The organism is Nocardia sp. NPDC004582, assembly GCF_053602115.1.
In genome coordinates this window covers 58,871-80,238 of sequence record NZ_JBSGCY010000002.1, presented here as the reverse complement: position 1 = coordinate 80,238, position 21,368 = coordinate 58,871, and the positions used below count along the sequence as shown (strand labels likewise).

The 21,368-nt window shown below is 70.1% G+C and carries 21 protein-coding genes and 1 tRNA gene; 13 read left to right on the top strand and 9 right to left on the bottom strand.

Annotated features, from left to right (window positions below):
• Positions 1-143: 143 nt before the first annotated feature.
• Complete coding sequence (locus ACWELJ_RS01105) at positions 144-1,244, top strand: DUF5685 family protein (protein WP_452364147.1); 1,101 nt, start codon at positions 144-146, stop codon at positions 1,242-1,244.
• Positions 1,245-1,300: 56 nt separating this feature from the next.
• On the opposite strand, the gene ACWELJ_RS01100 is transcribed toward ACWELJ_RS01105, so the two are convergent.
• A complete protein-coding gene (locus ACWELJ_RS01100) occupies positions 1,301-1,711 on the bottom strand; it encodes a hypothetical protein (RefSeq protein ID WP_452364146.1) in 411 nt (136 codons plus the stop codon).
• A 153-nt stretch (positions 1,712-1,864) separates the two neighbouring features.
• On the opposite strand from ACWELJ_RS01100, the gene ACWELJ_RS01095 reads away from it, so the two are divergent.
• Positions 1,865-4,213: a galactose oxidase-like domain-containing protein gene (locus ACWELJ_RS01095; RefSeq protein ID WP_452364145.1), complete on the top strand. Its 2,349-nt coding sequence runs from the start codon at positions 1,865-1,867 to the stop codon at positions 4,211-4,213.
• A gap of 35 nt (positions 4,214-4,248) precedes the next feature.
• On the top strand, positions 4,249-5,025 hold the full coding sequence (locus tag ACWELJ_RS01090) for an enoyl-CoA hydratase-related protein (RefSeq protein WP_452364144.1): 777 nt from the start codon (positions 4,249-4,251) through the stop codon (positions 5,023-5,025).
• A gap of 144 nt (positions 5,026-5,169) precedes the next feature.
• Here the strand turns inward: ACWELJ_RS01090 and ACWELJ_RS01085 are convergent, their stop codons facing one another.
• Positions 5,170-5,994 (bottom strand): TIGR02452 family protein, encoded by an 825-nt coding sequence (locus ACWELJ_RS01085; RefSeq protein WP_452364143.1) that lies wholly within the window; start codon positions 5,992-5,994, stop codon positions 5,170-5,172.
• Between the two features lie 118 nt (positions 5,995-6,112).
• Here ACWELJ_RS01085 and ACWELJ_RS01080 point away from each other — a divergent pair, with 118 nt between their 5' ends.
• The 5 genes from ACWELJ_RS01080 to ACWELJ_RS01060 all read left to right on the top strand — a co-directional run bounded on the left by ACWELJ_RS01080 (position 6,113) and on the right by ACWELJ_RS01060 (position 10,247).
• The gene (locus ACWELJ_RS01080; protein ID WP_452364142.1) at positions 6,113-6,475 is read left to right on the top strand and encodes an ACT domain-containing protein; all 363 of its coding nucleotides are present in this window, start codon (positions 6,113-6,115) and stop codon (positions 6,473-6,475) included.
• Between the two features lie 134 nt (positions 6,476-6,609).
• The gene (locus tag ACWELJ_RS01075; RefSeq protein ID WP_452364141.1) at positions 6,610-6,981 is read left to right on the top strand and encodes a BlaI/MecI/CopY family transcriptional regulator; all 372 of its coding nucleotides are present in this window, start codon (positions 6,610-6,612) and stop codon (positions 6,979-6,981) included.
• A gap of 321 nt (positions 6,982-7,302) precedes the next feature.
• A complete protein-coding gene (gene lpqS, locus ACWELJ_RS01070) occupies positions 7,303-7,692 on the top strand; it encodes a putative copper homeostasis (lipo)protein LpqS (protein ID WP_452364140.1) in 390 nt (129 codons plus the stop codon).
• A 129-nt stretch (positions 7,693-7,821) separates the two neighbouring features.
• Positions 7,822-8,928, top strand: coding sequence for a PLP-dependent cysteine synthase family protein (locus ACWELJ_RS01065; protein WP_452364201.1), 1,107 nt, complete (start codon positions 7,822-7,824; stop codon positions 8,926-8,928).
• Complete coding sequence (locus ACWELJ_RS01060; protein ID WP_452364139.1) at positions 8,925-10,247, top strand: MFS transporter; 1,323 nt, start codon at positions 8,925-8,927, stop codon at positions 10,245-10,247. Before ACWELJ_RS01065 ends, ACWELJ_RS01060 begins: the two co-directional genes overlap by 4 nt.
• Before the next feature lie 12 nt (positions 10,248-10,259).
• Here the strand turns inward: ACWELJ_RS01060 and ACWELJ_RS01055 are convergent, their stop codons facing one another.
• The 4 genes from ACWELJ_RS01055 to ACWELJ_RS01040 all read right to left on the bottom strand — a co-directional run bounded on the left by ACWELJ_RS01055 (position 10,260) and on the right by ACWELJ_RS01040 (position 16,533).
• A complete protein-coding gene (locus tag ACWELJ_RS01055; RefSeq protein WP_452364138.1) occupies positions 10,260-11,201 on the bottom strand; it encodes a M56 family metallopeptidase in 942 nt (313 codons plus the stop codon).
• 292 nt (positions 11,202-11,493) lie between these two features.
• Complete coding sequence (locus ACWELJ_RS01050; RefSeq protein ID WP_452364137.1) at positions 11,494-13,713, bottom strand: thiamine pyrophosphate-dependent enzyme; 2,220 nt, start codon at positions 13,711-13,713, stop codon at positions 11,494-11,496.
• Positions 13,714-13,870: 157 nt separating this feature from the next.
• Positions 13,871-15,355 (bottom strand): Ig-like domain-containing protein, encoded by a 1,485-nt coding sequence (locus tag ACWELJ_RS01045; protein WP_452364136.1) that lies wholly within the window; start codon positions 15,353-15,355, stop codon positions 13,871-13,873.
• Between the two features lie 398 nt (positions 15,356-15,753).
• On the bottom strand, positions 15,754-16,533 hold the full coding sequence (locus ACWELJ_RS01040) for an META domain-containing protein (protein WP_452364135.1): 780 nt from the start codon (positions 16,531-16,533) through the stop codon (positions 15,754-15,756).
• A 149-nt stretch (positions 16,534-16,682) separates the two neighbouring features.
• Between ACWELJ_RS01040 and ACWELJ_RS01035 the strand changes: the two genes are divergently transcribed.
• From ACWELJ_RS01035 to ACWELJ_RS01025, 3 genes are read left to right on the top strand one after another with little or no spacing between them, the layout of a single operon-like run.
• Positions 16,683-17,309: a TetR/AcrR family transcriptional regulator gene (locus ACWELJ_RS01035; protein WP_452364134.1), complete on the top strand. Its 627-nt coding sequence runs from the start codon at positions 16,683-16,685 to the stop codon at positions 17,307-17,309.
• Between the two features lie 34 nt (positions 17,310-17,343).
• A complete protein-coding gene (locus tag ACWELJ_RS01030; protein ID WP_452364133.1) occupies positions 17,344-17,799 on the top strand; it encodes a VOC family protein in 456 nt (151 codons plus the stop codon).
• A gap of 12 nt (positions 17,800-17,811) precedes the next feature.
• Positions 17,812-18,585, top strand: coding sequence for a MerR family transcriptional regulator (locus tag ACWELJ_RS01025; RefSeq protein WP_452364132.1), 774 nt, complete (start codon positions 17,812-17,814; stop codon positions 18,583-18,585).
• A gap of 50 nt (positions 18,586-18,635) precedes the next feature.
• Here ACWELJ_RS01025 and ACWELJ_RS01020 read toward each other — a convergent pair whose 3' ends face one another.
• Entirely contained in the window at positions 18,636-18,755 is a 120-nt protein-coding gene (locus ACWELJ_RS01020; RefSeq protein WP_452364131.1) for an excalibur calcium-binding domain-containing protein, read from the bottom strand.
• Between the two features lie 67 nt (positions 18,756-18,822).
• On the opposite strand from ACWELJ_RS01020, the gene ACWELJ_RS01015 reads away from it, so the two are divergent.
• Positions 18,823-19,221: a hypothetical protein gene (locus ACWELJ_RS01015; protein WP_452364130.1), complete on the top strand. Its 399-nt coding sequence runs from the start codon at positions 18,823-18,825 to the stop codon at positions 19,219-19,221.
• Positions 19,222-19,259: 38 nt separating this feature from the next.
• On the opposite strand, the gene ACWELJ_RS01010 is transcribed toward ACWELJ_RS01015, so the two are convergent.
• On the bottom strand, positions 19,260-19,625 hold the full coding sequence (locus ACWELJ_RS01010; protein WP_452364129.1) for a PASTA domain-containing protein: 366 nt from the start codon (positions 19,623-19,625) through the stop codon (positions 19,260-19,262).
• Positions 19,626-19,901: 276 nt separating this feature from the next.
• On the opposite strand from ACWELJ_RS01010, the gene ACWELJ_RS01005 reads away from it, so the two are divergent.
• Positions 19,902-19,977: transfer RNA gene (locus ACWELJ_RS01005), tRNA-Glu, on the top strand.
• A gap of 169 nt (positions 19,978-20,146) precedes the next feature.
• On the opposite strand, the gene ACWELJ_RS01000 is transcribed toward ACWELJ_RS01005, so the two are convergent.
• Positions 20,147-21,346 carry an acetyl-CoA C-acyltransferase gene (locus ACWELJ_RS01000; RefSeq protein WP_452364128.1) on the bottom strand — a complete coding sequence of 400 codons (1,200 nt, stop codon included), beginning with the start codon at positions 21,344-21,346 and terminating at the stop codon, positions 20,147-20,149.
• Positions 21,347-21,368: the final 22 nt, after the last annotated feature.

The window sequence follows — 21,368 nt, the reverse complement described above, 5'->3', positions numbered from 1 at the left end:
CGTCCGGAAAACGGCCGCGAGCTGTCGCGCTGCCGCCCAACTGGATTCGATCTACACCGTCCAGGCGGTGGCGGGCGGCGAACACGCGGTGCGGATTCGCGATCCGCACGACCGATGCCCCGCGAGGGGTTACCGTCAATAGGGTGTTCGGCATCATCCGGCCCTGCCGTCATCGGCTGGGCGAGGAACTCGGGCGGGCGTGGCTGGCGCAATTGTGCGGCCTGTGCCTGGCCTTGCGGGACGACCACGGTCAGAGCGCCCGCATGGCAACCAATTACGACGGGCTGATCATCTCGGCCCTGGTGGAAGCGCAGTCCACGGCGCCACCCACCCGGCGCGCGGCCGGGCCCTGCCCGCTGCGCGGCATGCGACGCGCCGATGTCGCCACCGGCGACTGTGTCCGGCTGGCGGCCACGGTCTCACTGGTGCTGGCCGGCGCCAAGATGCGTGATCACGTCGAGGACCACGACGGGGTCGCGGGCGCGACCGGCATCCGTCCGGCCGCCCGGCGCATCGCCCAGCGCTGGGCGCGGCAGGGCGAATCCAGCGGTGCGGGACTGGGTTTCGACACCGGCGTCCTGGTGACGGCGGTGGATCGGCAGACCGAGATCGAGGCCGCGGTCGTGCTCGGCACACCGTTGCTCACCGTCACCGAACCCACCGAGACCGCCACCGCGGCCGCCTTCGGTCATACCGCGATCCTGGCCGGCCGCCCCGGCAATGTGGCCGCTCTGACCGAGGCGGGCCGATTATTCGGCCGCATAGCGCATCTCGTCGATTCGGTCGAGGATCTCGCGGACGATGTGGCGCGCGGCAAATGGAATCCCCTGGTGGCCACGGGCACCGATGTCGCCGAGGCGCACCGCCTGTGCGTCGATGCCCTGCTCGGAATCGAATTGGCCTTGGCGGAAGTGGAATTCACTGATTCGCGGCTGATCCACAAACTCCTGAAACACGAACTGGGCCGCTCGGTGACCCGGACCTTCGGCGGCTCCGCGCCCGCGTGCGCGAACCATGCCGTCGTCGCGCCGCAGTCGCGCTGGCGTCGGCGCGGCCCGGATCCGTGGGGCCCGCCACCGGGCTATGGCGGATACGGCCCGGGGCCTGGCTACTACGGCCGCGGGCCGCGTCGCCGCAGCGGTTGCTGCCTGCCGTGTTGCGAGGGCTGTGTGTGCTGCGGCGAGGGCTGCTGCTGTTGTGAGGAGTCCTGTTGCTGCTGCGAGGAGACCTGCTGCGACTGCTGAGGTCTCGCGGGTGTGGTGAGCCGCCCTCACCGGGTGGGCGGCTCACCGCTCGCGTCTCAGTGCGTCGAACCCGAGGCCGAGCCGGTCGGGATGAGACCGCCGATGCTGCCGGTGCTGAAGTTCGAGGAGCCGGACACGGTGGTGGTGGTGTCCAAGGTCCAGGTGCCGCAGCCGCTGGTGAAGAAGCCGATATCGGTGGACTTGATCTCGACGGTGGCGTTGCCGCCGACCGCGCCGCCGGCCTCGATGGTGCCGCCGGTGCCGCCGGCGAGTGAGGACAGGCGCGCCCAGGCGCACAGCTGGGTCGCGGTCGTGGTCTTATAGACGCCGGGCTGGATGTCGACGCCGACCTTGAAGGTGGAGTCGGAGCCGATGACGGTGGCCAGCGACGCCTCCGCGGTGCCCGCGCCGGCGAGCAGGGCGGCGGCGGTGAGCGCCAGGCCGTTGGCCCAGAGTGCCTTGTTCATGGTGAAATCCTCAGTGTGTGAAACGAGAGCGTTTCGCAGGGTAATGGGTTTCCCATCCGCCGGGAGGGTTTTCCGTAACCTGGCGTAAACGGCCATCGGCGAGATCTGGACATCGGATGCCCCCTGCGGCGCGATCCACCGATAATGTGCTGTGTGGCAGGACAATTCGTTCCCATTCCCGAGTGGTTCTCGCGTGACAACCAGGACTGCGGGATCGCCGTCGCCGATTTGAGCGGGCAGGGCGCACTCGACATCGTGGTCCTCATGGTCGACGACCCGGCCGGTCAGAACAGCGGAAACTACCGCGTCGGGCACGCCCTCGCCGATGACGGCACGGTCGGGGAGTGGGGACCGTGGCTGGCGGTACCCGACTGGTGGGGGTGGGAGAACCAGGGCGCGGGCATCGCCGTCGGCGATCTGAACGGCAATGGCCGTCCCGACCTGGTGGTCTTCCTGGTCGACAATCCCGCCGGGCAGAACCAGGGCTACTACCGCATCGGCCGCGACCTCGCTCCCGACGGCACCGTCACCGGCGGCTGGACTCCCTGGCGGCAGGTCCCCGATTGGTACGGCTGGGAGAACCAGGGCGCCGACATCTGCCTGACCCGCATCGACGACGAACCGGTCCTCGTGGTGCTGACCGTCGACAATCCGGACGGCCAGAACAGCGGCCGATTCCGGCTGGCCAAGGGCCTGGCCTCGGACGGCTCGGTCGGGCAGTGGACGCCGTGGCTCGAGGTGCCGGACTGGTGGGGGTGGGAGAACCAGGGCGCGGGCCTGACCGTCGCCGACCTGGACGGCGACGGCCGACCCGAACTCATCGTCTTCAGCGTCGACCACCCGCCGAACGGCAATGGCGGGCTGTACACCATCGGCTGGGGCCTGGACGGGACCGGGCACTGCGTCGACGGCTGGAGCCGCTGGTCGCACGTGCCCGACTGGGGTTTCACCGCCAACCAGGGCGCGGCCGTCGCGCTGCTGCCCGGCGCGGGCGGGCTCCCGAAGCTGGTGGTGGGCGCCATCGATCATCCCGCGGGCGGCAACGCCGGCTATCTGCGCGTCCTCGACCTCGACTCCGATCTGGCCACTGCGGCCACCCAGGGTGCCTGGCGCATACTGGATTTCGGCACCGAGGTGAATCCGGTGCACGCCGCGCTGCTGCACACCGGCGACATCTTGTTCTTCGCCGGATCCGGCAACGACCCGGACCGGCTCGACGCACACGAATTCCGCACCCGCGTCTGGCATTACCCGAATCCCGGACTGGCCGCGCCCGCCACGCCCATCGACCTGTTCTGTTCCGGACAGGCGTTCCTGCCGGACGGGCGGGTGCTGGCCGCGGGCGGGACCGGGCGCTACGACCCGTTCTTCGGCTTGCGCGACACCCTGCTCTTCGATCCGGCGACGCTGACCTGGACCGCTCAGCCCGAGATGGATCACGGGCGTTGGTATCCCACCTTGACGGCACTGAAAACCGGTGAGGTGGTGGCTGTTTCGGGCCTCGGCGCGGACGGGTTCCTGTCGCAGACGCCGGAACTGTTCGATCCCGAGAAGCTCACCTGGTCCCCACTGCCGGTGCCCGGACCGATCCCGATGTACGCGCATCTGGTGCTGCTCGCCGACGGCCGCGTCTTCTACACCGGCGGGCAGTACGGCACCAACAATGGGATGCGGCCCTCGATCTGGGATCCCGTCCTCGGTTCGGTCACCGAGGTGCCCGGCCTCTACGATCCCGAATCCCGCAGCCAGTCCACCAGCGTGCTGTTGCCGCCCGCCCAGGCGCAGCGGGTCATGATCCTCGGCGGCGGCACCGTCGACGCCCACGGCCCCGGAATGGCCTTGTCCGACACGCGCATCGCGGACCTGAGCGCCGCCGCGCCCGCCTACCGGGCCGGGCCGCCCATGACCTCCGCCCGCATGCACGTGTGCGCCGTGGTGCTGCCGGACCGCACCGTGCTGGCCACGGGTGGTTCGGCGATGGAGGAGATGGCCGACGCGGTCCCGCCCCGCGGGGAGATCTACGACCCGGTCGCCGGCACCTGGACCCCGACCGCCCCGCAGCGGGTGGCGCGGCTGTACCACTCGGTGGCGCTGCTGACACCCGACGGCACGGTGGTGACGGCCGGATCGAATCCGCGTCGCAAGACCGAGGAACTGCGCATCGAGGTGTTCTGGCCGCCCTATCTGTTCCGGGGCGCCCGGCCGGAGTTCGAGATGTCCTCCGGCACAGAGGAATACGGAGCGACTCTGACGCTGGCCACGACGGCGGCCGTCCGCGAGGTGAGCCTCCTGCATCCCACCTCGTGCACCCACTCCTGCGACAACAACCAGCGTCTGATCGACCTGCCGATCACCGCGACCGCGCCCGGGACGGTGTCGGTGGAAATGCCCTCGAATCCGGCGCTGGCACCACCCGGCTGGTACCTCGTGGTGGTCGTCGACACCGACGGGGTTCCCTCGGTCGGGCAGTGGCTGCGATTGGCCGCGCCTTCGCCCGTGTGACCGCGAACGATCGCCGCCCGCACTACCGTGGAAGCATGACCGCGGAGTACGAGTACCTGCTCGTCAAAACCGATGGCGACACCGTCACCATCACCATGAATCGGCCCGACCGGCGTAACGCGTTGTCCGCCGATCATCTGTCGGAACTGCTGGCCGCGTTCCGGGCGGCGGGGGAGACCGACGCCTCCGGCATCGTGCTGGCCGCGGCCGGACCGGTGTTCAGCGCGGGCCACGATTTCGCCGATGTCGCGGCGCGGGATCTGCTCGGTGTTCGCGATCTGCTCACGCTGTGCCAGGAGGTCATGACCACCCTGGAACAGCTGCCGCAGGTGGTGATCGCGCGGGTGCACGGGCTGGCCACTGCGGCCGGTTGTCAGCTCGTGGCCTCCTGCGACCTGGCCGTCGCGGCCGACTCGGCGGGCTTCGCGCTGCCCGGCGGCAAAGGCGGCTGGTTCTGCCACACCCCGGCCGTTCCCGTCGCGCGGTCCATCGGCCGGAAACGGTTGATGGAACTGGCCCTGACCGGCGACGTGATCGACGCTCGCACGGCCGTCGACTGGGGTTTGATCAATGACGCGGTCCCGGCCGCCGACCTCGACGCCGCGGTCGCGGACCTGCTCGGCCGGGCCACGCGGGGGAGTCGGGCCAGTAAGGCGCTGGGCAAGCGCACCCTCTACGCCCAGCTCGACCGACCCGAAGCGGACGCGTACACCCTCGCGCGTGAAGTCATGGCCGCCGCGTCGCAATTGCCCGGCGCGAGTGAGGGAATGGCCGCCTTCCTGGAGAAGCGTTCGCCCGTCTGGCCCGACTGAGGGGCCGGCCCGACCGGTCAGCCCCGCTGCACCCCGAGAAATCCATTGTGGGTATCCAAGTCTGTAGATATTGCGATCTGAACATGGATCGTTGAATGTCACGGCTGCCGCGAGACCCGGCGTGAGTTCCGCGGACAACCGCGGCTACGAGGAGGCAGCCGAGCCGAACCGGGCTTCGAACGCGGCGCGGTTGGCCGAGACGGGGGAGCGGTCCCAGACCGCGAAGACGACCCGTTCGAAGGCGGCGCCGTGGACCCGCAGCGCGAGGTCGAAGGCTTCGGCGACGTCGTTCGGGTCATTGCGGAAAACGCCGCAACCCCAGGCGCCGAGCACCAGTTCGCGCACTCCGTGGTGGGCGGCTACGGCCAGTACGCGGGCGGCGCGTTCGGTGAGCAGGCCATGCACGTCGACAGGGTGGCCCGAACGGTCCGCCAGCGCACCGGCATTCGGCGCGGGCGAGGTCAGGAAGGAGGTCGTGAACGGGTGCGAGTCGAGTGCGCCGGTGGCGTCTCGGATGACCGGGACCTCGGGGGAGTAGATGACGCGATGGCTGTAGCCCAGATCGTCGGAGGCGCGGTGGGACTCGTAGTAGCGGGGCGTCTCGAGCAGGCACCGGTAGAGCAGCGCGCTGCGGCACAGGTCCTCTTCCTGGGCGCGAGCGCCGCGCAGGTAGCCGCCGCCGGGGTTGCGCGCGGACGCGAAATTCAGGACCGCCAGGCGCTTTCCGCCTTCGGCGTGGAGTCGGCGCGCGGCCTGGACGCTGCCTTCGGCGGTGACCTCGAGGCGACCGGTGAACGGTCCGGTGACGGGCGTGTGGAGCTCGTCCTCGGGCTCGTGGCAGACGGTCCCGGCGCGGGCCTCGGCCAGCGGTGCGCTGATGTCGATGAGGGTGCCGTCGGTGCCGCGGTAGGTGCCGAGGGCGGCGATCCGCTCGTTCTCGGTGGCGATTTGGCGTGGGCTGGTACTCATTTCGCCGACTGTACGGGCCGGGTGCCGAGGCGTCACCCGAATTTTGGTCGCAGACACCAATACTGGTGGGTGCGGTGGGAGAACCGGAAGTGTCGGGCCCGCCGCCTACGATGTGGCCATGACCGGCTCCCAGCGTTTGCGGATCGTCCCGTCGCAGTTCGCGGTGGATCATCTGCCGAATTCGACGTTTCCGGAAGACGACGAGTGGATCGCGCTGGTGCGAGCGCCGGAGGGGCTCACCGTGATTCGCGAGGCGCCGGCCTGGGCCGAGGGGGAGACCTGGAAGGGCTTCTACGGCGTCGATGCCGGGAGTCTGAACTCGCCCGGCACGCTGGCCGCGCTGATCGGGCCGCTGGCGGAATCGTCGATCCCGGTGTTCGTCGCCTCGACCTTTCACGCGGATCTGATCCTGGTTCCGGCGCATCGGCTGGAGGAGGCGTCGGCGGCGCTGCGGGACGCGGGGCACCGTCTGGCGGACTGAGCCGCCCGCGGGTGGCCGCCGGCGCGGCTTGGCGGGCCCGGGCAACGCCACGTGTTGTGGCGGCGAGCGGCCCATATTACTGTCTACGTACGTAGAACGTACGAATGGCGCGCCGAGGTGAGGAGACGTCGGACGTGAGTGCACGAGGCTTCGGCGAGCTGGAATCCGTCATCATCGAACGGATCTGGGATCGCCCCGGGAAGACGACGGTCCGCGAGCTGTTCGACGAGTTGTCCGCCGAGCGCGACATCGCGTACACCACCGTCATGTCCACCATGGACAACCTGCATCGCAAGGGCTGGCTGGAGCGCGAGCGGGTCGGCAAGGCCTACCGCTACTGGGCCAGTCTCAGTCGCGAGGAGTACAGCGCCCGGCTCATGCGCGAGGCGCTGGGCAGTGGTGGCCGTTCGGAACTGGTGCTGGCGCATTTCGTCGAGCAGATGAGCGCCGAGGAGTCCGAGGGCCTGCGCGCGGCGCTGCGGAAGTTCACGCGCGGCAAGCGCTGATCGCCGGGGTCGTCGGATCCCGGATTTCTCTGTGCCGGTCCGCCGGCGGGGGCCGGTTCTCGTCGTGGGCATGGCGCGAGTTCGGCGTGTCGGGCTGGTGGATGGCGTGATCCCCATGCGTGTCCTGTCCTTTTGCTCCGTATTCGCCTGGCGTGGACGTGAACCCGATCACGGGGTCCCTACGAACTACGTACGTAGATAGTAGATTGTTTCGGGAGCGTGTCAACCAGGTGCCGGTACGATGACCCAGCCCGGCGACAGTGACCGCTCGATCGGTGAAAGTGACGGCGGAACAGTCGAATTCGGGCAGGAGGTGGCGGCGTGGGCCGTGGCGGCGGTTCGGGCCGGTTCCTCTGGGCGCTGCTGTTCGCGGTGCTGGTGCTGGTGGCCGCTGTCACCGACTGCGCCGCCGGCGCGGGCGCGGACCATTCGCCCGGCCTGAGCCCGGTCCCGATCGCGGGTGTCGCGGCGGCCTCCGGCGCGCCGCCGGGCGGCGAATCGGTGCACTGTGATCCGCATGTCGAGCACGCCATCCGTGCGGAATCGCCCGCCGACGAGCACGCCGCGGGCCTCCTGGCCGACCGCGCGGCGCCCGATCCCGGTCTCGCGAATCAGGGCATCGCCACCGCCGTCCACGGTGTGCGCGGACCGCCGGGCGGTGCGGTCGGCGGCCGCATACTGCTGACGCGCTTGTGTATCGCCCGACGCTGATCGGTCAGCGGCAGGCCCGGGCTCATCGCCCGTGGCCGGAGTCCGTTGCCGTGCACGTCATCCCGCCCGCGCGGCGGTCCGATACCGAAAGCGACAGTCATGGACCGAGGTCTGCTCGACGAATTCGACATGTTCACCCCCACGTCCGGTGTGCCCGTACTGGCCCGCGAACCGCGCGCCCTGGTGGGCAATACGCCGGTGCTGTGGGTGGGTGAGCCCTTCGCGCCCGCCGGGCGCGGCTTCTGGGCGAAACTCGAGGGCCGCAACCCGGGCGGCATGAAGGACCGGCCCGCGTTGCACATGGTGCGCCGCGCCCGTGAGCGCGGCGAGCTCGCGCCGGGCGCGCGGATCATCGAATCCTCCAGCGGCACTCTGGGTCTGGGGCTGGCCCTGGCGGGGCTGGTGTACGGGCACCCGGTGACGGTGGTGACCGATCCCGGTCTGGAACCGATGGTGGCGCAGCTGCTGGCGGCCTACGGCGCGCGCGTGGATCTGGTGCGGGATCCGCATCCGGAGGGCGGCTGGCAGCAGGCGCGCCGCGATCGCGTGGCCGAGCTGCTGGCGGCCGAACCGGGTTCCTGGTGCCCGGACCAGTACAGCAATCCCGACAATGTGGACGCCTACGAATCCCTCGCGCGGGAACTGATCGAGCAGCTGGGCGGCGTGGACGTCCTGGTGTGCGCGGTCGGCACCGGCGGGCACTCGGCGGGCATCGCGCGTGCGCTGCGCCGCGGCAATCCCGCACTGTCGCTCATCGGCGTGGACACGGTGGCCTCCACCATCTTCGGCCAGCAGGCCGGTCCCCGCCTCATGCGCGGGCTGGGTTCGAGCATTCATCCGCGCAATGTCGACTACGCGGCCTTCACCGAGATCCATTGGGTCGCACCGGCCGAATCGGTGTGGGCCTGCCGCACCCTGGCCTCGGGATACCTGGCCAGCGGCGGCTGGAGCGTCGGCGCGGTCGCGCTGGTGGCCGGGTGGGCCGCGCGCACCCAACCCGATGGCACCCGGATCGCCGCCGTCTTCCCGGACGGGCCGCACCGCTATTTCGACACCGTCTACAACGACTCCTATTGCGCCGCACACGGTCTGCTCGGTGCGGGCCAACCGGCGGACCCCGATGTGATCGCCCATCCCCGCGAGCGGCAGGTCGAGCGCTGGACCCGCTGCGCGACCGTCATCGACCCCCGCGTACCCGAGCACCCGCGTGCGGCGACCCCGGGGCCGCTGTCGTGAGTGTCCTGGTGAAGTTCCGCGGGTTCGACCGGGCGGCGCAGCTGCTGATGGTCAACCAGTTCGGCATCAATCTCGGCTTCTACATGCTCATGCCCTATCTGGCCGGATACCTGTCCGGCCCGCTGGGGTTGGCGGCGTGGGCGGTCGGGCTGGTGCTGGGGGTGCGCAACTTCTCGCAGCAGGGCATGTTCCTGGTGGGTGGCACGCTGGCGGATCGGCTCGGGTACAAGCCGCTGATCGTGGCCGGATGCCTGTTGCGCACCGCGGGTTTCGCGCTGCTGGCGTTCGCCTCGGATCTGCCCAGCCTGATCATCGCCTCGGCGGCGACCGGATTCGCGGGCGCGCTGTTCAACCCGGCGGTGCGCGCCTATCTCGCGGCGGAGGCCGGGGAGCGGCGGGTGGAGGCGTTCGCGGTGTTCAACGTCTTCTATCAGGCCGGGACGCTGGCGGGGCCGCTGGTCGGATTGGCGTTGCTGGCCTTGGATTTCCGGGTGACGGCGGCCGCGGCGGCGGTAGTGTTCGCGGGGCTCACCGTCGCGCAGTTGTTCGCGCTGCCCGCGCGGCGCGCGGCCGAGCCGGCCGTGCGGACCTCGGTGCTCGAGGATTGGCGCACCGTGGTGGCCAATCGCCGGTTCGTGGCGTTCGCGGTGGCCATGGTCGGGTCGTATGTGCTGTCGTTCCAGGTGTATCTGGCGCTGCCGTTGCAGGCGGAGTACCTGGCGGGAGATCGGGCGCAGGCGGTCACCTCGGCGTTGTTCGTGATCTCCGGTGTGGTGGCGGTCGCGGGCCAGTTGCGCATCACGGCCTGGTTCCGTGCTCGGTGGGGGACCGGGCGCGGTCTGGTGGTGGGGGTGGCGCTGCTGGCGGGGTCGTTCCTGCCGCTGGCGATGGTGCCCTCGGGCGGGATCTTCGGTGACGCGGTGGCGCTGGGCGCGCTGCTGCTGGCCGCGGCGGTGCTGGCGGTGGGGACCGCGGCGGTGTTCCCGTTCGAGATGGACACCGTGGTGTCGCTGTCGGGGAATCGGCTGGTGGCCACGCATTACGGCTTCTACAACACCGTGGTGGGCATCGGCATCCTGATCGGCAATCTGGCCACGGGCGCGCTGCTGGGCGCCGCGCACGCGGCGGGCGCGGAGTGGGCGGTCTGGCTGGGACTGATGGTGATCGGTGCGATGGCGGCGCTGGCGCTGGCGGTGCTGGACCGTTCCGGTCGCGAGCCCACGCGGGGCGGCCGGCATCGCAGACATCCCTCGCATCGGATGCCGCCGCCCGGCCGGGTGATCGACTATCCGACCCGGCCGTTGCCGTCGCGGCGCTGAGTTCGCTCGCTGTCAGGTCAGGCAGACCTCGATGCCGATGGTGGCCGCGATGAGCGCGGCCACCGGGATGAGCATGGCGGTCAGGGTGGCGGCCACGGCCGCGGTGCGCGAGTGCGACAGCGCGCGGTCGTCCGGTTCGGACAGTCGCCGCACGCGGGAGCGCAGCACCGCCTGGGTGGTGTCGGCCTGCTCGGGCAGCGCGGCCATGGTGAGCAGGGCCTGCAGGACGGTGTCGCGGCCGTGGATCCGCGCGGCCGCGTCGTCGGCCAGCATCTCCAGCAGGCGTGCCACCTCGGCCGCGCCGATGGTGAACAGTTCGACCCGCGGCAGCACGGTGGCCAGGCCGCGGGTCAGGGTGAGCAGCAGGTGGTGGCGTCCGGTCAGGTGGGCGCGTTCGTGGGACAGCACGGCTTCGAGGTGGTGGTCGTCGAGGGCGGTGAGCACGCCGCGGCTGACCACGATCGTATGGGGTTTGCCCGCAACGCAATACGCGGCGGGATGGTCGACGTCGAGAATGACGGCGTCCAGTTCGGGGTGGTGGCGTCCGGCCAGGCGGGCCAGGCGCGCGTGTTCGAGTGTGCTGCGGCGCGAGCGCAGCAGCGTGGTGGCGAGCCGGAACGCGACCACCAGGCCCGCGAGCGCCGCGAAGAAGGACAGGATCAGCAGGCCGGTCTGCAGGTGGCGTCCGTAGTGGCCGACCGCCGCGTCGTGCAGGTGCAGCAGGCAGGTGTCGAGGAAGCGCGCGGGCAGCACCGAGATCTTGTGGGTGCCGATGTCGACCACGATGATGGTCACCGTCGCCGTCCAGGCCAGCAGGGTCGAGACCATCACCGCCACCCACGCCGCGACCGCGATGCGCGGTGCGGCGCCCGACGCGCTGATCCGCCGCAGGACCCGGGGCGCGAGCACCGCGACCGCGAACCCGTACAGCAACAGACAGACGGCGACGCTCATCGGCCCACCCGCGATCGCGCGGCCCGCATCCGATCTCCTCCCGTGGAATCCGCCCGAGTGTAGGGGGCAAAACTGAGGACAGCCTTACTGCCGCGCACGAGTAGGCGAATCGTGTGCGGGTCGCCACGTGCCCCTTGCGGGCGGCCCCACGACTACGGTATTACGTATCTACGTAGTTGATACGTAGATGAGCTTGGTGTCGTCCCCGACGGCACCGGGACGCCGACCGGAACCGGCGTCGACCACGGGCGGGGCCGGGTTTCATAGCGAGCAGGCCCGGCTCCCTCCGTGGTCACCGGGGCGCGGCCAGCAGGCTCAGCGCACCCGCCTCGATCGTGTCCTCGTCCAGCAGCACCGACGTCGCCGCCGGACCCAGCGGCACGAAACTGTCCGCACTGGTGACCCGCGCCAGCCTGCCCGCGAATCCGGCGTCCAGCAGCGCGGCGCACACCGCCTCGGAAACGCCTCCGCTGCGGCGGGTCTCGTCGGCGATCAGCACCCGACCGGTCGCGCGGGCATGGTCGAGCAGATCCGCCACCGGCAGGGGAGCCAGCCAGCGCAGGTCCAGCACCCGGGCGTGAACGCCGCGCTCGGCCAGCCGCCGCGCCGCCCGCAGGCTCATCGGCACCCCGTTACCGAAACTCACGATGGTCAGATGCGTGCCCGCACCGTGCACCCGGGCCCGGCCGATCTCGGCATGGCGCACACCGGAAATCGGCGCCAGCCAGCCGCCGTCACCCTCGCGATACAGGTCACGGGTGTGATAGAGCGCGATCGGCTCCACGAACACGCACACCCGCCCGTCCACCCGCGCCGCCGCCACACACGTGCGCAGCATGGCCGCCGCATCGTCGGCGCGCGCGGGCACCGCCAGCACCAGCCCGGGGATATCCCGCAGCGCGGCAAGGGAATTGTCATTGTGGAAGTGGCCGCCGAAGCCCTTCTGATATGCCAGCCCCGCGATGCGCACCACCATCGGATTGCGGTAGCGGCCGCCGGAGAAGAACGACAGCGTCGCCGCCTCGCCACGCAACTGGTCCTCGGCGTTGTGGACGTAGGCCAGGTACTGGATCTCCGGAATCGGCACGAATCCGGCCAGACCCGCGCCGAGCGCGGTGCCCAGCACGCTCTGCTCGTCGAGCAGGGTGTCGAAAACCCGTCGCGCGCCGAAACTTTGCCGCAACCCCTTGGTGACGCCGTACACCCCGCCCTTGCGGCCCACGTCCTCACCGAACACCAGCACGTCGGGGTCGCGGGCAAGCAGCTGCGCCAGCGTCTGATTCACCGCCTGGGCCAGGGTGAGCGGATCGCCCGACACGGAGTCGGGGTCCTCGCCGCGCAGGACGTCGGCGCGGACGAGCGTCGGCCGGGCCGGGGCCAGCGGGGCCACGACCTCGGCGGCCGAGCCCAATTTCGGCTCGTGCCACGCACTGTCGGCGGCCTTGGCCACCTGTTCGGCGATCTCGTCGTAGCGGCGCAGCACCGCCGCCGGGGTCGCCACGCCGGCGGTGATCAGCAGCCGGGCGGTCGCGGCCACCGGGTCGCGGCGCAGATCGGCGGCGATGTCGGCCGGACGCCGGTAGGCCGATTCGACATCGGAACCCGCGTGGCCGAGCAGCCGCACCGTGCGCAGGCGGAGGAAGGCCGGTGTGCGATGGGCGCGAACATGATCGGCGGCCGCGCTCGCCGCCGCCAGCGCCGCTGGCAGGTCCGCGCCGTCGGCGTCGAAATACGCCAGCCCGGGGCGCGCACCGTAGGCCTGCTCGATCCAGGTGCGCGGGGTGGGCACGCTGATGCCCAGGCCATTGTCCTCACACACGAACAGGATCGGCATCGGCACGCCCTGATGGGCGGTGTGGATGGCGGTATTGATCGCCCCGGCCGCGGTCGAGTGATTGGCCGAGGCATCGCCGAAACTGCACACCACCACCGCGTCCGCGGGCCATTCGGTGCCCAGCCCCAGCTGCGCGGCCCGCCCCAGCGCGAAGGCCAGGCCCACCGCGCGCGGCAGATGCGAGGCGATGGTGGAGGTCTGCGGAATGATGTGGGCGGGCTTGCTGCCGAAAACCTTGTGCCGCCCACCGGAAATCGGGTCCGCGGCCGCCGCGGTCACCCCCAGCAGGACGTCGCGGATCGGATCCAGGCCCGGCACCCGACGGGTCCGGTGCACGAAGAACGCGCCCGAGCGATAGTGCAGCAGCGCCGGATCGGTGACCCGCAGCGCCGCCGCGACCGCGGCATTGCCCTCGTGCCCGGCCGATCCGATGCTGTAGTAGCCGTGCCCCTCGCGGCCCAGCCGCCGCGCGGCCAGATCCAGGTGCCGGGAGGTGACCTGCGCGTCGAACAACGCCAGCGCCAGCTCACCGGTGAGCCCGGCGGCGACGTCGATCGTTTCCCCCTGCGCGCGAGCCGGTCCCGGTGTCGCCGCGGCGACCTCCGCGCGAAACCACTGATCCAGATCCGCTTCGCGGTCGTTGATGACGTCCTCCCATATGCCCCATAGGTCGCGCACGCCGGGAACTCAGCGTAGAGGTGAATCGGCGCTGCCCGCGGCAACATCCGATCCCTCGGCCAGTCCGTCCAGCTTGCCCCGATCGGCGCGCCCGGGGAACGTTTCCGGCGATGTCGCCGGACGGGAGAGGGGACCGTCCGGCGACATCTCCGTCGCGCTACTTGCTCGAGCCGGTGCCGCCCAGCAGGGAGCCGAGGCTGCCGGTGCCGCTGCCGGTATCGACCCCGCCCGCGGCGGCGGCCACCACGACCGAGGCCCGGTCCGAGGACGCGTTCACGGTGCCCTGGCCCGAGTATTCGGCGGTCAGCGTGCGCTGGCCCGCGGTGGCCGGGGTCCACTGGATGGTGGCGGTGCCGTCACCGGAGACCTGCGCGGTGCCGACCACGGTGGTGCCGTCCTTGAACGTGACGCTGCCACCGGCGTTTCCGGGCTTCACCGTCGCGGTCACCGCCACCGCCTTGCCGACCTGCGCGCCCGAGACCGGGGACAGGGTGGTGGTGGAGTCGGTGTTCTGGACCGGCGCGTCGGCCACGGTGACCTGCGTGGTCGTGGTGGAACCGGTGACGCCGTCGCGGCCGGAGAAGGTCGCGGTCAGGGTGTGCGCGCCCGCGGTGGCCGGGGTCCACTGATAAGCGGCGGTGCCGTCGGTGCCCACCGGGACGACCGCGAGGGAGGTGTCCCCGTCGCGGATCTCGACGGTGCCGCCCGCCGCGGCCGGGCTCACGGTGGCGGTCAGCGTGGTCGCCTTGCCGACCTGCGCGCCCGAGGCGGCGGCCAGGCTCACCGTCGAGGTCTGGTTCTGCTCGGACACCTGCGCGGTGACCGTCGCCGAGGTCGACCCGTTGGCGGCCGTGGTGCCCGCGTACTTCGCCGACAGGGTGTGATCGCCCTTCACCGCGGGCGTCCACTGGAAGGTCGCGGTGCCCGCGGCGTCCAGCGTGCCCGTGCCGATCTTCGTTGTGCCGTCGAAGAAGTCGACCGGGTCGCCGGTCGCGCCGCCGGTGACGGTCGCGGTCAGCGTGGCCGCCACCCCGACTCGGGCGTTCTGCACCGCGGCCAGCGTGGTGGTCGTGGCGTTCTTGCCGACCGTGATCGACGGGCCCTTGGTGCCGTAGTTGCCCGACCCGAGCGACCCGCCGTAGTCCATGCCGCTGGCCAGGGCGGTGCCGCGCGCGCAGTCACGCCCGACCTTGTACTGGACGGTGAAGATGGGGGAGCGGTGGAATCCGGGCCGGTTCTGGACCACCCAGTCGGTGATGCCGAACGAGACCCGCACGTACCCGGTCCCATTGCCCTCATCGGCCTTGACCTCGGGATCGGCGTAGGGGTAGTCGCCGTCGTTGCCGGTCATCTTGGCCGAGCCCGCGACGTAGGTCAGGCAGGCCGCGTGGCGGTCCTTGATGTTGTAGATGTATTCGTCGGTCCAGCTGGTGCGTTCGAACTTGGTGCTGACCGTGACGGTGTCGCCCTCGGCGGGAGTGGTGTTGCTGACGGTCCGGGTGAATTGCGAGGAGCCGTCGCTCCAGGTGATCGTTCCCGGGTCCGCCTGGGCCGCGCCCGCGCCGAACAGCGCCAGCGCGCCCGCCGCCGTGGTGGTCGCCGCGCAGGCGGCCACGCCGCGCGCGATAACTCTGTGTGCCATGGATTTCCTAGATGTTCGATGGTCTACGCCCGGAGCTGGTCCTCGGCGTGGAATGGAACATTAAGGTCGTCGGGCCGCGGAGCTGAAACATTGAAATGCCGTTAGTTCACAACATTCCGTTGTCAGTCCGCAATGCACAAAAAGCCATGTGGTGCAGGATTTTCGGGCAATGGCACAAAGCGTCAGCCCGGCCACGAATCCTTACTCATCAGCTCCGCGATCAAGGCCGCGATATTCCAGGCGGTGAACTGTTTGCGGTCGTAATCGCCCCAACCGGCCCACGGTCGCGAATCGGCGTGGAGTTCGGTGCGCAGTTCATACGACGGGACGCAAGCGCGCCGATACCGCCCGGCGACAATGATTTTCGAGGCGATCAGCGCGTACTGGACCGCCGGGTCTCACTCGGCACGGAATTTCAGTCCGGCGCCGTTGCCCGCATTGCGCAGAGTCAGGACGTCGGAATCGATGGTGGCCTTGGTTTTCCCGTCCAGCGCCTCCAAGACCTGCTGTTCGACCTCCATCACCTCGGGGGCGCACATCATGCGGGTAGTGGCGATCGCGAAGGTGACGTCATCGCCGTCGATGGCGGCCGTCCCGGTCATCGTATTGCAGCCCGCACTGCCGGACACCTTGCCGTCCGGGGTGATGGTGAGGGCGGGGCGTACCTCGTCGAGAGTCACCGACCGCACCTCGGCCTGGGTGCGCAGCACGGCGGTCACGATCCACGTGGTGCCGGTCAGCGGCTTGTCGGGGTGGGCGGCCTTGCGGTCGAGCATGGTCACCGTGGAACCGTTGCCCTTCAGCGTGAGGGTGTCGCCGGACAGGGTCCAGGTGGGCTGGGACCGCAGCAGACCGCTCTGCCATTCGTCGGCACCGGTCAGATCGCCGGGGCACGCCATCAATGTCGACGCCAACTCGCCGACCTGCAACGTATTGCCCTGCAGGTCGACCGAACCATTGGCGGTATTGCAGCCCGCCGACGCCGAGACCCGGCCCTCGGTGAAGGTGAGGGTCAACGGCCCGCCGCCCGGAATCGGGGTCCCCGACACCGCCGTCGAGACGAACGTGCGACCCGTCAGCGAGGCCGGCGGGGTCTGGTTTCCACCGCCACCCGAGGAGCATCCGGCGGCGGCCAGGGCGGTCAGTGCGAGCAGGATCGAAACCCGGGTTGCTGGCATGAGCCCGATCGTACGGCCGCCCCACCGGCATCCCGGGCGCCGACGCGGGGGTCGGCCCGATCGTGTTCGTGCCGCCCGCGGCGACTGTGTCAACGGTCACCCCGGGCCGGATGTTTGCCGCCGGTGTTCACGGGGCAGGATGGGGTGTCGTGAGCGAAGCTTCCCGCCCGCGGCGCACCCAGCAGGAGCGCCGGGCAGCCACCGTGGCCAAGCTGGTGGACGCCACCACCGCGGCCATCGGTGAGGTCGGCTACCAGCGCACCACCGTGCAGGAGATCTGCGGGCGCGCCGGGCTCTCGGCCGGGGCCATGTTCCGCCAGTTCGACACCCGCCTGGACCTGATCGTGCGCACCACCGAGGAGATCTTCGCCCGCCAGCTCGTCGGCTACCGCGCGGCCATGGAAAAGCTTGGCGCCCAGGACAACCCGCTCGACATCGCGCTGCGGTTCCTGCGCCAGTCCCAGCAGTCCACCCTCACCCACGCGCTGCGCGAGATCTTCCTGGCCGCCCGCTCCGACACCGAACTGCGCGACCGCATCGCCCCCATCGCCGAGAACTACTACCGCGAGATCGTGGCCGCCCTCGACGCCAGCGGCGTCCTCGCCGACTTCCCCGCCGAACTCCGCGAATCCATCTACTTCATGCTGCTGCACCTGTTCTCCGGTGAGGCCGTGGTGCGCGGGGTCTATCAGCGCCCCGACCTCGACGTCGCCATCCTGCGCCTGGTCGAGGACATGCTGGCGGTGTACTCCCGCCACACCGCGCCGCCGAATTGACCTTGCCGCTACGTCAACTCCTACCGTCGAATCCATGAGCGAGCACATCGACCGCACCATCTACCCCATGCCCATGTTCGCCACCTTCCAGGTGCGCGACATCGCCGCCACGACAGCGTTCTACCAGGCCGCCGGATTCATCGCGCTGGCAACCATTCCCGGCGAGAACGGCCCGGCGGTGGTGCACCTGCGGCGGATGAAATACCAGGACCTGCTGCTCGTCCCCGGCGAGCCCGCCCCCGGCAGCACCACCGTCAGCTTCTCCGCCGGCGACGAAGACCTCGCCACCCTCGCCACCACCCTGCGCGAGCACGCCTTCCCCGGCGCGACGATCACCGGCCCCGCCGACACCGCGTGGTACACCAGCGATGTCACCATCACCGACCCCGACGGCAACCGCGTCATCCTCACCGCACCCCGCCTGGCCGAACTCGACCAGGCCAAGGAATGGGCGACCACCTTCGAGGGCGACTGGGCCGGCAAACACTGACGGGAGACCTTCATGGAGTGGACGATCCAGCAACTGGCCGACAGCGCCGGCATCACCAGCCGCACCCTGCGCCACTACGACGAGATCGGCCTGCTCCCACCCGCCCGAGTCGGCCACAACGGCTACCGCCACTACGACACCCACTCGGTGGCGCGCCTCCAGCGCATCCTGCTGCTGCGCGAACTCGGCCTGAGCCTGCCCACCATCGCCGAAATCCTCGACCGTGTCTCCGACCAGGACCCCGCCGACACCGAGAGCGCGGCGCTACAGGCCCACCTCCGCTTTCTGGAAGCCGAACGGGCCCGGATCGACGACCGAATCCGGGCCCTCCGCCACACCCTCGACACCCGAGCCGGCGCCGAAGGCTCGCTGCACATGATGCTCGAAGGCTTCAACGACCCCTACCGCGACGAAGTCATCGCCCGCTGGGGCGAAGCGGCGTTCGAAGCCGGCAACCAGTGGTGGCACGCCAAATCCCTGCGACAACAACGCGAATGGAAACGCGACCTCGACGACATGATCGCCACCTGGATCGACATCTGGAAATCCGGCCACACCCCCGACTCCGATCCCGCCCAATCCCAAGCCGCCCGCCACATCGGCTGGTTCCGCGACATCCCCGGCACCCCCGTGGCCGCCGGCGACCGAGACCGCTCCATCGCCATGGTCACCGCCATGGCCGACATGTACGCCGACGACGAACGCTACGCCGCCGCCTACGGCAACCCGAACTGCGCGGCGTTCGTGAGGGATTCGCTCAAGGAATACGTCCGCCGCTCCTTGTGAGGCACCGGCTCAGATCCCCGGCGGCCGAGACGACCGCCCGATCCCGAAACCTATCTCTCGCAGGCGATCCCGTCACCATCACGATCGAGCGCAGAACGATAGCCGGGATCACCCCGGTGAAGCGGCGCGGCTCCCGCCCGCTTGGCCTCAGCGCAACTGCCGTAGTACACCGACGGAGCATTGGTCGTCTGAGGTGCGGGTGCGGGTGCGGGAGCGGCGGCAGGCGGTGGAGCCACAGTGGGTTGCGGCGCAGGGGCCACGAACGGAACAGGCGCGGGCGGCGCGGGTTCCGCCGAGGCGCTGGGCGGCGGAATCTCCGCGGCGGTGGTCGTGGTCGACGCCGCCGGTGTGGTGCTACTGGGCACCGCCCGGGTCGTGCTCGCCAACACGGTGGTCACCGGCCCGGTGGTGGTACCGCCCGGCGACGACGCCGGTCCGCAGCCGGACATCACGACCGCCCCGATGGTGGCAGCGGCAAAAACGGAAACGCTACGACATAGCAATCGCAGAACATGGCCTTTCATGCCGACCGACCCTGCGCTGATTCCCTGCGCCTGTACACCTTTCAGCAACGCTTTGGCACAATCCGTCCCCACAACCCTGGCTTATCTGGCAAACCGGGCAGCGTTCGCCTAGTGGGGGATCGGTGTCCGGAGAGTCAGGTGGGTGAGGCCCTATTTCGCGCCGGCCGACTTGACCGTCACAGTGATCGGCTGCTTCTCGGCGACCAGCGCGCCAGGGTCGGGCGACTGCTCCTTCACGACCCATGCCGAGTTGTCCTGAGCGTCGATGACATTGCGGCCGTCGGGCGCGGTAGCCGAGGCGATCAGGAAACACGCCGCGTCACCGGCACGCGCCGCGTCGAGGCGCTGCCCCCGAAGATCCGGCATCGGGATCGGCCACGCTTTCGCGTCACAGTGCACCGCATCCGCCGAGGCCGACGTCGGCGCCGCCGGACTCGACTTCGTCTCGCCGTCGGGGTTGCAAGCCGCCAGCAGCGGCACAGCAAGGGACAGCGCAACTACGGCAATCGCTCTCATGCGACCTCCTCATCCGACGTCGCGACCCTACCGCCACACCCGCCACCGCGCTCGGTTTCCCGCTACGCCGCTGCGATCTCGCGATCCGGCGCACACGGTCATCACGATCACCAGGAAGCAGATGCTCGAGGCGGGGGTTGCTGGAACGGCTCGTTGCCGATCATCGGTCAGGGTCGCCGGAACCCGTTGCTAGCGGTGTTGAGCCTCAGGGCTTGGGATTCGAGTTCTCCGTCTTCCGCGAGGTCCGCCGAAGCGCCTCCATCCGGCCGGACGCATGGCGTAGTTGCTCTGTCGGGATGGGCAGCCTGATTCTCACTCAGGAACCACGTCGGTTCGACTCCGACCTACGTCACGACACCGGTTGGCCGAGCGGGGAGTCGGCCGGCCGTTCCGGACTCTGAGCGACCACTGTGGCGGCGCTGACGAATGGCCTTCCATGCCGACCGACCCCGCGCTGATTCCTTGCGCCCGTACACCTTTCGGCAACCGCTCGGCGCAGTCTGTCTTGCGAATACGGGGGATCAGGCGACTTCGAACAGTCCGGCAGCACCCATGCCGCCGCCGATGCACATGGTGATCACCACGTATCGGACACCGCGGCGCCGGCCCTCGATCAGGGCATGGCCGACCAGCCGCGCTCCGGTCATGCCGTAGGGGTGGCCGATCGAGATGCCGCCGCCGTCGACATTGAGCCGGTCCGGGTCGATGCCGAGCTGGTCGCGGCAGTACACGGCCTGCGAAGCGAACGCCTCGTTGAGTTCCCACAATCCGATGTCGTCGATGGTGAGGCCGTTGGCCGCGAGCAGTTTCGGGATCGCGAATACCGGACCGATGCCCATCTCCTCCGGACCGCATCCCGCGACAGCCATGCCCCGGTACGCCCCGAGCGGATCGAGTCCGCGGCGGGAGGCCTCACCAGCCTCCATCAGCACCGACGCCGATGCGCCGGCGGAGAGCTGGGAAGCGTTGCCCGCGGTGACCGTCGCCTCGGCGGTGACCACGCCGTCGGCGAGCGCCGTGCGCAGACCGGCCAGGCTGTCCAGGGTGGTCGCCGGCCGGTTGCCCTCGTCGCGAACGAGAGTCATCCGCTCCTCGACGATTTCGCCGGTTGCTTTGTCCGCGATCTGCCGCACGGAGGTCAGCGGCACGATCTCCGCGTCGAAGCGGCCCGCGTCCTGCGCCGCCGCGGTGCGCTGCTGGGATAGCAAGGCGAACTCGTCCTGGCGTTCCCTGCTCACGCGGTATCGCTGTGCCACGATCTCCGCGGTGTGCAGCATCGGCAGATAGATGGACGGTTTGTGTTCCACCAACCACGGGTCGGCGGTGCGGTGGGAATTCGCGTGTTCGTTCTGCACCAGCGAGATCGATTCGACGCCACCGCCGACGACGATCTGCATGCCGTCGGAGACGATCTGTTTCGCCGCGGTGGCGATCGCCATCAGGCCCGAGGAACACTGCCGGTCGATGGTCATGCCGGATACCGTGTCGGGAAGTCCGGCGCGGATCAGCGCCTGCCGGGCGACATTGGTGCCGGTGGAGCCCTGCTGCATCGCACAGCCGAGGACGACGTCCTCCACCTCACCGCCGTCGAGGCCGGCGCGGCGTACCGCATGCGAAATCGCGTGTGCCGCAAGCTCTTGACCGGTCGTATTGTTGAACGCGCCGCGATACGCCTTCCCGATCGGGGTGCGCGCGGTCGAGACGATGACTGCTTCTCTCATGGCTGTCCTTGTGCTCAGGGTC